A 12569-nucleotide genomic window follows, 5' to 3' on the forward strand; every position below is an offset into this window, starting at 1 on the left:
CCGAGAACACGACGGCGTGTCGCGGGTCGTGGCGGACCCCGCGCGCTTCCGGAACCCGTCGTACGCCGTCCCGGGCCGGGCCCCGAAGGTGCCGATAGGCTCGTCGCCAGTACGACCACCGTGATCCGAGGACCGAGGGAGGCCGGGGATGACGTCGGCGCCGGGGCGCAGGAGCAGTACTTTCACACGGCTGCTGCGGCACGGTTTCACCGACCCGTCCGCCGCCGAGCGGCTGCTGGACGGACCCGAGCTGGTGCCCGTGCGCGACGACCCGGTGCTGCTGGACGCGCTCGGCGCGACCGCCGACCCCGATCTCGCGCTGCACGGGCTGGTCCGGCTGCTGGAGGCGCAGACCACCGCCACCGACCGGCAGGAAGTGCTCGACACGCTGATCGCCGCCAAGCCGCTGCGCGACCGGCTGCTCGGTGTGCTCGGCGCCTCCGAGGCCCTGGCCGACCACCTCGCCCGGCACGCCGGCGACTGGCGGGCGCTCGTCACGTACGAGGCGCGGGACCTGCACCCCGGCCTGACCGAGTTCGAGGACGGCCTCGCCGGCGTCACCGACCCGGTGTCGCTGCGCGTCGCCTACCGGCGCTGCCTGCTGTCCATCGCCGCCCGGGACGTCTGCGGCACCACCGAGGTGTCCGAGACCGCCGCCGAACTCGCCGACCTGGCCACCGCCACCCTGCGGGCCGCCCTCGCGCTCGCCGAGGCCGACGCCCCCGAGGACACCGCCCTGTGCAGGCTCGCGGTGGTCGCGCTGGGCAAGTGCGGCGGACACGAGCTGAACTACGTGTCGGACGTCGACGTCATCTTCGTCGGAGAAGCCGTCGAGAAGGGTGACGGGGCGGACGAGGACAAGGCCCTGCGCGCCGCGACCCGGCTGGCCTCGCACATGATGCGGATCTGCTCCGAGAACACCGTCGAGGGCACCATCTGGCCCGTCGACGCCAACCTGCGGCCCGAGGGACGCAACGGCCCCCTCGTCCGCACCCTCGCCTCGCACCGCGCCTACTACCAGCGCTGGGCCAAGACCTGGGAGTTCCAGGCGCTGCTCAAGGCCCGCCCGGTGGCCGGCGACCTCGCCCTCGGCGAGGAGTACGTCGCCGCCCTCCAGCCGCTGGTGTGGCAGGCCGCCGAGCGGGAGAACTTCGTCGCCGACGTCCAGAAGATGCGACGCCGGGTCGTCGAGAACATCCCCACCGCCCAGGTCGACCGCCAGCTCAAGCTCGGTCCCGGCGGGCTGCGCGACGTCGAGTTCGCCGTGCAGCTGCTCCAGCTGGTGCACGGCCGCACCGACCCCTCCCTGCGCAGCGGCACCACCCTCGACGCGCTGAAGGCCCTCGCCGCCGGCGGCTACGTCGGCCGCGCCGACACCGCCCAGCTCGACGCCGCCTACCGCTTCCTGCGCTCGCTCGAACACCGCATCCAGCTGTACCGGCTGCGCCGCACCCACCTGGTCCCGGAGGACGAGGCCGAGCTGCGCCGCATCGGCCGCTCCCTGGGCATGCGCAACGACCCGGTGACGAGCCTGACCCGCGAGTGGAAACGGCACGCCACCGTCGTACGGCGGCTGCACGAGAAGCTGTTCTACCGGCCGCTGCTCGACGCGGTCGCCCAGCTCGCCCCCGGCGAGGCCCGGCTCAGCGCGGAGGCGGCCCGGGAGCGGCTGGTCGCCCTCGGCTACGCCGACCCCGGCGCCGCCCTGCGGCACCTGGAGGCGCTGGCGTCCGGCGTGACCCGCAAGGCGGCCATCCAGCGGACCCTGCTGCCCGTGCTGCTCGGCTGGTTCGCCGACTCCGCCGACCCGGACGCCGGCCTGCTCAACTTCCGCAAGGTCTCGGACGCGCTCGGCAAGACCCCCTGGTACCTGCGGCTGCTGCGGGACGAGGGCGCCGCCGCCGAGAACCTGGCCCGGGTGCTGTCCGCCGGACGGCTCGCCCCCGACCTGCTGATGCGCGCCCCCGAGGCGGTGGCCCTGCTCGGCGACGGGGAGGCCGGGGGCCTCAGGCCCCGCTCCCGCGCCCACCTGGAGCAGGAGATCCTCGCTGCGGTCCGCCGCGCCGACGGAGCGGCCCAGGCGGTCACGGCCGCCCGCGGGGTGCGCCGCCGCGAGCTGTTCCGTACGGCCGCCACCGACATCGTCGGTTCCTACGGCACCGAGTCCCAGCCCGCCGAGGCCGACCAGGGCGCCCTGGTGGACCTGGTCGGCGGCGCCGTGTCCGACCTGACCGCCGCCACCCTCGCCGGAACCCTGCGCGCGGTCGTCCGGGAGGGCTGGGGGGACACCCTCCCCACCCGCTTCGCGATCATCGGCATGGGCCGCTTCGGCGGCCACGAGCTGGGCTACGGCTCCGACGCGGACGTCCTGTTCGTCCACGAACCGCGTGACGGCGTGGACGAACGGGAGGCGGCCGACGCGGCCGGCAAGGTCGTCGCCGAGATGCGCCGGCTGCTCCAGCTCCCCAGCGCCGACCCGCCCCTGCTCATCGACGCCGACCTGCGTCCGGAGGGCCGGTCCGGGCCGCTGGTGCGCACCCTGAAGTCGTACGAGGCGTACTACCGCCGCTGGTCCCTGGTGTGGGAGCGGCACGCGCTGCTGCGCGCCGAGCACGTCGCCGGCGACGAGGACCTCGGCCGCCGCTTCGTCGAGCTGATCGAACCGCTGCGTTACCCGGCCGCCGGGCTCGACGAGGAGGCGGTGCGCGAGATCCGCCGTCTGAAGGCCCGGATGGAGTCCGAACGGCTGCCGCGCGGCACCGACCCCAAACTGCACGCCAAGCTCGGTCCGGGCGGTCTGTCCGACGTGGAGTGGACCGTGCAGCTGATGCAGCTGCGGCACGGCGCGCGGGAGCCCGGCCTGCGCACGACCAGGACCCGGGAGGCGCTGGCCGCCGCCCACGCGGCGGGGCTCATCTCCGCGGAGGACGCGGTCACCCTCGACGAGGCGTGGGTGCTGGCCACCGGCGTGCGCAACGCGGTCATGCTGGTCCGCGGGCGGGCCGGCGACACCTTCCCCGCCGACCCCCGCGAACTGGCCGCCGTCGGCCGCTACCTGGGCTACGGCCCGGGCCACGCCGGCGACATGCTCGACACCTACCGGCGCACGACCCGCAGGGCGCGGGGCGTGATGGAGGAACTGTTCTACGGCGGGTCCTAGGACCCGTCCGGGGGGCGGGAGCCGCCCGGGGCGAGGGCGGGGTCCGGCGTGCGGGGGGCCACCACGCCCGCCCTCCCGCTGTCCGGGACCCTGCCGTCGGAGCTGTCCGAGCCGGCCGGGCCCTCGCCGCCGGTGTCCTCGGAGCCCCCGCCCCCGCCGCCCGTGCCGGTGAGGCTCCCGCCGCCCTGGTCCGGCACGAGTCTCGGCAGGGCGTACGGGCGGCTGCCGTACCAGACCGTCGCCGGCGCGTAGCCGAAGGCGAGGCAGAGCAGGCCGCCCACCGCGTCCAGCCAGAAGTGGTTGGCGGTGGCGATGATGACCACCAGTGTGCCCGCCGGATACAGCAGCCCCAGGACCCGCGCCCACGGGACGGTCGCCAGCGCGAAGACGGTCAGCCCGCACCACACCGACCAGCCGATGTGCATCGAGGGCATCGCGGCGTACTGGTTGGACATGTTCTTCAGGTCGCCGGAGGCCATCGACCCCCACGTCTCGTGGACCACGACGGTGTCGATGAAACCGCCGCCGTTCATCAGGCGCGGCGGGGCGAGCGGGAACAGGTAGTAGCCGGCCAGGGCGACGACCGTGGTCGAGAACAGCACCAGCCGGGTCGCCGCATAACGGCCGGGATGGCCACGGTAGAGCCACACCAGGACACCCAGCGTGACCACGAAGTGCAACGTGGCGTAGTAGTAGTTCATGCCGACCACGAGCCAGGTCACCGAGTTCACCGCGTGGTTGACCGACTGCTCGAAGGCGAGACCGAGCTGCCGCTCCAGGTCCCAGAGCCAGTCCGCGTTGCGCAGTGCCTTGGACTTCTGCTCCGGCACGGCGTTGCGGACGAGTGAGTACGTCCAGTAACTCACCGCGATCAGCAGGATCTCGAACCACAACCGCGGCCTGCGGGGAGTGCGCAGGCGACGCAGGAGGCCCCGCCCCTCCCCGTTTCCGACGGGGTGCGCTGCGGCCTGGTCCTCCCGGCCTTCCAGCGTGGTCACCGTCGCTTCACCCATGGGCACAGAGTCTGCCAGAAAAGCCCTTCCCGCAGATCATCCCCGGTCGGGACCGGCCCGCATGTCTCCCCCGGGCAGAGGCCCGCGGTCTCCTCCCGGGGCAGTGGACGAAACGTCGTCCCCTCCGCCCTAGGGGCGGTTCCGGTCACCGGGGGCCGAAGCGGTCGAACCGCGCACCACCAGCTCCGGCATGAAAACGAACTCGCTGTGCGGAGCGGGCGTCCCGCCGATCTCCTCCAGCAGGGTGCGCACCGCGGCCTGGCCCATCGCCGGGACCGGCTTGCGGACCGTGGTCAGCGGCGGGTCGGTGAAGGCGATCAGCGGGGAGTCGTCGAAGCCGACCACCGAGATGTCCCTCGGCACGTCCAGACCCCGCTGCCGCGCCGCCCGTATCGCACCCAGCGCCATCATGTCGCTGGCGCACACCACCGCCGTGCACCCGCGGTCCATGAGTGCCGTGGCGGCGGCCTGGCCGCCCTCCAGGGTGTACAGGGAGTGCTGGACCAGCTCCGTCTCCACGGTCCGGGCGTCCAGGCCCACCTGGTCCTGCATGGTGCGGACGAAGCCCTCGATCTTGCGCTGCACGGGCACGAACCGCTTCGGCCCGAGCGCCAGCCCGATGCGGGTGTGGCCGAGGGAGGCGAGATGCGTGACCGCGAGCGCCATCGCCGCCCGGTCGTCGGGGGAGATGAACGGCGCCTGCACCTTCGGGGAGAAGCCGTCGACCAGCACGAACGGCACACCCTGGGCGCGCAGTCGCTCGTAGCGCTGCATGTCGGCGGTGGTGTCCGCGTGCAGCCCGGAGACGTAGATGATGCCGGCCACCCCCCGGTCCACGAGCATCTCCGTCAGCTCGTCCTCCGTCGACCCGCCCGGGGTCTGGGTGGCGAGCACCGGCGTGTAGCCCTGACGGGTCAGCGCCTGCCCGATGACCTGGGCCAGGGCCGGGAAGATCGGGTTCTCCAGCTCCGGGGTGATCAGACCCACCAGACCCTCGCTGCGCTGCCGCAGCCGCACCGGGCGTTCGTAGCCCAGGACGTCGAGGGCGGCGAGCACGGACTGGCGGGTGGTGGCGGCGACGCCCGGCTTGCCGTTGAGCACGCGGCTGACGGTCGCCTCGCTCACCCCGGCCTGAGCGGCGATGTCGGCAAGACGTGTGGTCACAGCACCGGACTGTATCCGCCGGCCCACTCGTTGCACACCGGACGGACGCCTGGTGCGCGCCGTCGGACGGCCCGCTGCGGGCTGCTGGGTCATCGCTGTCCCTCTTGTCATGGCATGTCGTGGTCGGCAGGTCGTGATCGGCGTCCGTACCGCAACGGATGATTCTCCCGGCGGAAACGGATGGCAAGTACTTGCAGAGTCTTGCACAACAGTCCGAACCTCGGCCCTGCGACCGGAAACCCGGGGTCGCGCGGCGGTCGGGGAGCCGCCCGGAGCGGGGCGGGGGGAGGTCACGGCGGCATAACTGTCGAGCCTTCTTGCAAAATTTTTCAGCAAGGTCTTTCGGATCGGTTGCATCGCTGTTACGTTCACGTCGCCCGGCGGCCCCATCGGCGCGGTCGGCAGTCGGCAGGGCGGCAGACGGGGCCGCACCTTGCACACCCGGGCTTCACACCCTCAAGGAGAACTCATGCGGCGTGGCATAGCGGCCACCGCGCTGGTGGCGTCCCTCGCCCTCACGGCGACGGCCTGCGGCGGAGACAGTGACAGCGGCGACAAGGCCGACGGCCCGGTCACCATCACCTGGTGGGACACCTCCAACGCGACCAACGAGGCGCCGACGTACAAGGCCCTGGTCAAGGAGTTCGAGGCGGCCAACAAGGACATCAAGGTCAACTTCGTCAACGTCCCCTTCGACCAGGCGCAGAACAAGTTCGACACCGCCGCCGGCTCCAAGGGCGCCCCCGACGTGCTGCGCTCCGAGGTCGGCTGGACCCCGGCCTTCGCCAAGAAGGGCTTCTTCCTGCCGCTGGACGGCACCGAAGCGCTGAAGGACCAGGCCGCGTTCAAGCCCAACCTGGTCGAGCAGGCCAAGTACGAGGGCAAGACCTACGGCGTGCCGTTCACCACGGACACCCTCGCCTTCGTCTACAACAAGGAACTGTTCGAGAAGGCCGGCGTCGAGGCCCCCAAGACCTGGGACGACCTGAAGAAGGCCGCCGCCACCATCAAGGACAAGACCGGCGTCGACGGCTACTGGGGCTCCACCGCGGGCTACTACGCCCAGCCGTTCCTCTACGGCGAGGGCACCGACATGGTCGACGCCGACGCCAAGAAGATCACCGTGAAGTCGGCCGAGGCCAAGAAGGCCTACGGCACGTGGCTGGACCTCTTCGACGGCAAGGGCCTGCACAAGGCCGACGTCACCGCCGAGGCCTACGCCCACATCCAGGACGCGTTCATCAACGGCAAGGTCGCCTCGATCATCCAGGGCCCGTGGGAGATCACCAACTTCTACAAGGGCTCGGCCTTCAAGGACAAGGAGAACCTGGGCATCACCACCGTCCCGGCCGGCTCCACCGGCAAGGCGGGCGCCCCGACCGGCGGCCACAACCTCTCGGTCTACGCCGGTTCCGAGGAGGCGAAGCAGAAGGCCGCGCTGAAGCTCGTCAACTTCATGACCTCGGCCAAGGCCCAGGAGACCATCGCCCTGAAGAACTCCACGCTGCCCACCCGCGACGACGCCTACACCGACGAGGTCAAGGCCGACCCGGGCATCGCCGGCTACCAGACGGTCCTCGAGGCCGCCCAGCCGCGCCCGGCGCTGCCCGAGTACAGCTCGCTGTGGGGTCCGATGGACGACGAGCTGCCCCAGATCGCGGGCGGCAAGGAGTCCCTGGACAAGGGGCTGAGTGACGCGGAGACCGCCATCACCAAGCTGGTGCCGGACTTCAGCAAGTAACCGCCCGTGTGGCCGCCGGACCCGCTTCCAGGAGGGGAGGGCCCGGCGGCCACCGGCCTGTGCCGAACCCCTTGATCATCCAGAAGGTGCCGAACCATGACAGTCGCCATCGACCGCGCGACCGGCAAACGCCGCGGTGACCGCGCGCCCCGCCCCGGCCCGGTCAGCCGCCTGAAGCACGCCTACCAGAAGCACTGGTACGCCTACGCCATGATCGTGCCCGTGGTCGTCGTGCTCGGCACCATCGTGCTGTACCCCCTGGCCTACGGCTTCTACCTCACCCTCACCGACGCCAACAGCCTCAACTCGGCCCGCACCATCGGCGTCAACGAGATCGAGGCCACCTACAAGTTCATCGGCCTGGACAACTACGCCGACATCCTGTGGGGCGAGACGGCGTACGACCGCTTCTGGTCGCACTTCATCTGGACGATCGTATGGACGGCGGCCTGTGTCGCCCTGCACTACACCATCGGCCTGGGCCTGGCCCTGCTGCTCAACCAGAAGCTGCGCGGCCGCACCCTCTACCGGCTGATCCTGATCCTGCCGTGGGCCGTGCCGACCTTCGTCACCGTCTTCGGCTGGCGGTTCATGCTCGCGGACAGCGGCATCATCAACTCAGGCCTGGAGACTCTGGGCCTGCCGACACCGCCGTGGCTGGAGGACGCCTTCTGGCAGCGGTTCGCCGCGATCATGGTCAACACCTGGTGCGGTGTGCCGTTCATGATGGTCTCCCTGCTCGGCGGGCTCCAGTCCATCGACGGCACCCTCTACGAGGCTGCCGAGATGGACGGCGCGAACGCCTGGCAGCGGTTCCGGCACGTCACCCTGCCCGGCCTCAGGTCGGTCAGCTCCACCGTCGTGCTGCTCGGCGTCATCTGGACCTTCAACCAGTTCGCCATCATCTTCCTGCTGTTCGGCAACACCGCCCCGGACGCCCAGATCCTCGTGACCTGGTCCTACTACCTCGGCTTCGGACAGCAGCCACGCGACTTCGCGCAGTCCGCCGCCTACGGCATGCTGCTGCTGGCCATCCTGATCGTCTTCACCTCCTTCTACCGCCGCTGGCTGAACCGCAATGAGCAGCAGCTCGCGATCTGAGGCAGGAGCCCCCATGAGCACCACCACCGTCAAGACCGCTGCTCCGACGGGCCGTCCGGCCGGCGAGAGGACCCCGCCCGTGAAGGTGCGGGGGCGCGGGGAACACGGTCCGCTCGCCAGTCTCACCTCGCACGGCATCCTGGTCGTGGCGAGCATCGTCGCGCTGTTCCCGGTCGCCTGGCTGGTCTTCCTGTCCCTCGGCCCGGACAAGGACGACTACCTCCGCCCCGGCGGCATCTGGGGCAAGATGACGCTGGACAACTACGCGTTCGTGCTGCAGGACACGAACTTCTTCCACTGGCTGAAGAGCTCGCTGATCGTGTCGCTCGGCACCACGGTCATCGGCGTCCTCGTCGCCGCCACCACCGGGTACGCCGTGTCCCGGATGCGGTTCCCCGGGTACAAGAAGTTCATGTGGGCCCTCCTGGTCACCCAGATGTTCCCGGTGGCCGTCCTGATGGTCCCGATGTACCAGATCCTTTCCGACCTTCAGCTGATCGACACCTATCTCGGCCTCATCCTCGTCTACTGCTCGACCGCGGTGCCGTACTGTGCCTGGCTGATGAAGGGCTATTTCGACACCATTCCGTTCGAGATCGACGAGGCGGGCCGGGTGGACGGGCTGTCCCCGTTCGGCACGTTCGCCCGGCTGATCCTCCCCCTGGCCAAGCCGGGCCTCGCGGTCGCGGCCTTCTACAGCTTCATCACCGCGTTCGGCGAGGTCGCCTTCGCCACGACGTTCATGCTGGACGACACGAAGTACACGCTCGCCGTCGGTCTGCAGAGCTTCGTCAGCGAGCACGACGCCCAGCGCAACCTCATGGCCGCCACGGCGGTCCTGATCGCGATACCCGTCTCCGCGTTCTTCTACCTCGTGCAGAAGAACCTGGTGACCGGCCTCACCGCGGGCGGCACGAAGGGCTGATCGCTCTGCCCCTCGTACGAGGACTCCCGCGCGCCCCGAGCGCGCGGGTGGCGGCCGCGGCGGCCCGAACCGACCCCGCCGGCCACCGCGGCCGCCTCTTCTCCTCGCTCGCCGCACCACCCCACCCCGATGACCCGAACAGGACGACATGAGCCAGCAGCACTCCACCGCCCCGGCACCGACCTCCCCGGCCTCTTCGACCGAATCCGCCGCCGTCGCCACCGTCGCCAGGCGGCGTGACTGGTGGCGCGAGGCGGTGATCTACCAGGTGTACCCGCGCAGCTTCGCCGACAGCAACGGCGACGGGATGGGCGACCTGGAGGGCATCCGCTCCCGCCTGCCGTATCTGCGCGACCTCGGGGTGGACGCCGTGTGGCTCAGCCCCTTCTACGCCTCGCCGCAGGCCGACGCCGGCTACGACGTCGCCGACTACCGTGCCGTCGACCCCATGTTCGGCAACCTGCTCGACGCGGACGCGCTGATCCGGGACGCCCACGGACTGGGCCTGCGGATCATCGTCGACATCGTGCCCAACCACTCCTCCGACCAGCACGAGTGGTTCAAGCGGGCGCTCGCCGAGGGCCCCGGCTCGCCGGCGCGGGACCGCTACCACTTCCGGCCCGGCAAGGGCGCGAACGGCGAACTGCCGCCCAACGACTGGGAGTCGATCTTCGGCGGCCCGGCCTGGACCAGGGTCACCGAGCCCGACGGCACCCTGGGGGAGTGGTACCTGCACCTCTTCGCCCCGGAGCAGCCCGACTTCAACTGGGAGCACCCGGCCGTCGGCGACGAGTTCCGCTCCATCCTGCGGTTCTGGCTGGACATGGGTGTCGACGGCTTCCGCATCGACGTCGCCCACGGCATGGTGAAGGCCGAGGGCCTGCCCGACCTGGGATCGCACGAGCAACTGAAGCTGCTGGGCAACGATGTCATGCCGTTCTTCGACCAGGACGGCGTGCACGACATCTACCGGCAGTGGCGCCTCATCCTCGACGAGTACTCCGGCGAGCGCATCTTCGTCGCCGAGGCCTGGACGCCGACCGTCGAGCGCACCGCCAACTACGTCCGCCCCGACGAGCTGCACCAGGCCTTCAACTTCCAGTACCTGGGCACCCACTGGGACGCGGAGGAGCTGCGCGAGGTCATCGACCGCACCCTGGACTCCATGCGCCCGGTCGGTGCCCCCGCCACCTGGGTGCTGTCCAACCACGACGTCACCCGGCACGCCACCCGCTTCGGCAACCCGCCCGGCCTCGGCACCCAGATCCGGCTGCCCGGCGACCGGGAGCTGGGGCTGCGCCGGGCCCGTGCGGCGACCCTGCTGATGCTGGCGCTGCCCGGATCGGCGTACGTCTACCAGGGCGAGGAACTGGGACTGCCGGACGTCGTGGACCTGCCGGACGAGGTGCGCCAGGACCCGGCGTACTTCCGGGGCGAGGGCCAGGACGGCTTCCGCGACGGGTGCAGGGTGCCGATCCCGTGGACCCGCGCCGGTTCGTCGTACGGCTTCGGGTCCGGCGGCAGCTGGCTGCCGCAGCCGGAGGGCTGGGGCGAACTGAGCGTCGAGGCGCAGACCGGGGTGGCCGGTTCGACCCTGGAGCTGTACCGCGCCGCACTCGCCGTGCGCCGGGAACAGGCCGACCTGGGCGCGGGCGACACGGTGGAGTGGCTGCCGGCCCCGGAGGGCGTACTCGCCTTCCGGCGCGGGGAGTTCGTGTGCGTCGCGAACACCACGGGGGAGCCGGTGACGACTCCGGCGTACGGACGGGTGCTGATCGCCAGCGGCGATGTGGACCCGGCGGACGCGGGGACGGACGTGCCGGGCGACACGACGGTGTGGTTCACCACGGGCTGACCCGGACCGCGGTCCCGACCCGGGGGCTTTTTTCGTTCAAGTTCGTACGGCCCGCTGCCCTTTCGGGTGGCGGGCCTCTAACATCTGCGTTGCCGCAAGGTTTCTGAAGGTTTCAGCAAGAAGCTTCAGTCCTCCTTTCGGGCACTCCCCACACCTTCGATGAAGAAGGAACCCCACATGGCACGCAGAACCCTCGCCGGGGCCGCCGCGCTCGCGGTCGCCTCGGTTGTCATGGCCCCGACTGCCGCGGAGGCCGCGCCGCCCGGGAACAAGGACGTCACCGCCGTCCTCTTCGAGTGGAACTTCAACTCGGTCGCCCGCGAGTGCACCAACACCCTCGGACCCGCCGGGTACGGATACGTCCAGGTCTCCCCGCCCGCCGAGCACATACAGGGCTCGCAGTGGTGGACGTCGTACCAGCCGGTGAGCTACAAGATCGCCGGCCGGCTCGGCGACCGCACCGCGTTCCGGAACATGGTGAACACCTGCCACGCGGCCGGTGTGAAGGTCGTCGCCGACACGGTCATCAACCACATGTCCGCGGGCAACGGCAACGGCACCGGCGGCTCGGCGTACACCAAGTACAACTACCCGGGGCTGTACTCCTCGTACGACTTCGACACCTGCACCTCGGAGATCACCAACTACCGGGACCGCTGGAACGTCCAGAACTGCGAACTGGTCGGCCTCGCCGACCTCGACACCGGCGAGGAGTACGTCCGCAGGACCATCGCCGGGTACATGAACGACCTGCTCTCCCTCGGTGTGGACGGCTTCCGCATCGACGCGGCCAAGCACATGCCGGCCGCAGACCTCGCCAACATCAAGTCCCGGCTCTCCAACCCCGGCGTCTACTGGAAGCAGGAGGCCATCTACGGCGCCGGCGAGGCAGTCCAGCCCACCGAGTACACGGGTAACGGAGACGTCCAGGAGTTCCGCTACGCCTACGACCTCAAGCGGGTCTTCAACAACGAGAACCTCGCCTACCTGAAGAACTACGGCGAGGGCTGGGGCTATATGAACAGCTCCGTCTCCGGCGTCTTCGTCGACAACCACGACACCGAGCGCAACGGCTCCACGCTCAGCTACAAGGACAACGCCAACTACACCCTGGCCAACGTCTTCATGCTGGCCTGGCCCTACGGGGCCCCGGACGTCAACTCCGGCTACGAGTTCTCCTCCACGGACGCCGGGCCGCCGAACGGCGGTCAGGTCAACGCCTGCTGGCAGAACGGCTGGAAGTGCCAGCACGCCTGGCCGGAGATCAAGTCCATGGTCGCCTTCCGCAACGCCACCCGCGGCCAGGCGGTCACCAACTGGTGGGACAACGGCAACGACGCGATCGCCTTCGGCCGGGGCAACAAGGGCTTCGTGGCCGTCAACCACGAGTCCGGCTCCCTGACCCGCACCTACCAGACGTCCCTCCCGGCGGGAACGTACTGCAACGTCCAGAGCAACACGACGGTGACGGTGAACGGTTCGGGACAGCTGACCGCCACCCTGGGCTCCAACACGGCCCTCGCGGTGTACGCGGGCAAGTCGTCCTGCTGAACGCGCGCCGGTCGCGCCGCCGTTCACGGGGGCGGCGCGACCGGCGTCCGCATGCAATT

The 12569-nt window shown here is 70.6% G+C and carries 8 protein-coding genes; 6 read left to right on the top strand and 2 right to left on the bottom strand.

Annotated features, from left to right (window positions below):
* Positions 1–148 precede the first annotated feature (148 nt).
* Positions 149–3160, top strand: a complete 3012-nt coding sequence (locus DIZ27_RS31440; RefSeq protein WP_109381822.1) for a bifunctional [glutamine synthetase] adenylyltransferase/[glutamine synthetase]-adenylyl-L-tyrosine phosphorylase — start codon at positions 149–151, stop codon at positions 3158–3160.
* Here DIZ27_RS31440 and DIZ27_RS31445 read toward each other — a convergent pair.
* Both DIZ27_RS31445 and DIZ27_RS31450 read right to left on the bottom strand, forming a co-directional pair.
* Positions 3157–4173, bottom strand: a complete 1017-nt coding sequence (locus DIZ27_RS31445; protein ID WP_109381823.1) for a phosphatase PAP2 family protein — start codon at positions 4171–4173, stop codon at positions 3157–3159. The genes DIZ27_RS31440 and DIZ27_RS31445 overlap by 4 nt on opposite strands.
* Positions 4174–4302: 129 nt before the next feature.
* Complete coding sequence (locus DIZ27_RS31450; RefSeq protein ID WP_109381824.1) at positions 4303–5337, bottom strand: LacI family DNA-binding transcriptional regulator; 1035 nt, start codon at positions 5335–5337, stop codon at positions 4303–4305.
* 469 nt (positions 5338–5806) lie between these two features.
* On the opposite strand from DIZ27_RS31450, the gene DIZ27_RS31455 reads away from it, so the two are divergent.
* The 5 genes from DIZ27_RS31455 (at position 5807) to DIZ27_RS31475 (ending at position 12510) form a co-directional block, all read left to right on the top strand.
* Positions 5807–7078 carry an extracellular solute-binding protein gene (locus tag DIZ27_RS31455; RefSeq protein WP_109381825.1) on the top strand — a complete coding sequence of 424 codons (1272 nt, stop codon included), beginning with the start codon at positions 5807–5809 and terminating at the stop codon, positions 7076–7078.
* A gap of 96 nt (positions 7079–7174) precedes the next feature.
* Positions 7175–8179 (top strand): carbohydrate ABC transporter permease, encoded by a 1005-nt coding sequence (locus DIZ27_RS31460; RefSeq protein WP_109381826.1) that lies wholly within the window; start codon positions 7175–7177, stop codon positions 8177–8179.
* 13 nt (positions 8180–8192) lie between these two features.
* Positions 8193–9104, top strand: coding sequence for a sugar ABC transporter permease (locus tag DIZ27_RS31465; protein ID WP_109381827.1), 912 nt, complete (start codon positions 8193–8195; stop codon positions 9102–9104).
* Between the two features lie 148 nt (positions 9105–9252).
* On the top strand, positions 9253–10959 hold the full coding sequence (locus tag DIZ27_RS31470; protein WP_109381828.1) for a glycoside hydrolase family 13 protein: 1707 nt from the start codon (positions 9253–9255) through the stop codon (positions 10957–10959).
* A gap of 177 nt (positions 10960–11136) precedes the next feature.
* Entirely contained in the window at positions 11137–12510 is a 1374-nt protein-coding gene (locus tag DIZ27_RS31475; RefSeq protein ID WP_109381829.1) for an alpha-amylase family protein, read from the top strand.
* The last annotated feature ends 59 nt before the right edge of the window (positions 12511–12569 follow it).

The sequence above is a fragment of the Streptomyces sp. NWU339 genome (assembly GCF_003143855.1).
Lineage (GTDB): Bacteria > Actinomycetota > Actinomycetes > Streptomycetales > Streptomycetaceae > Streptomyces.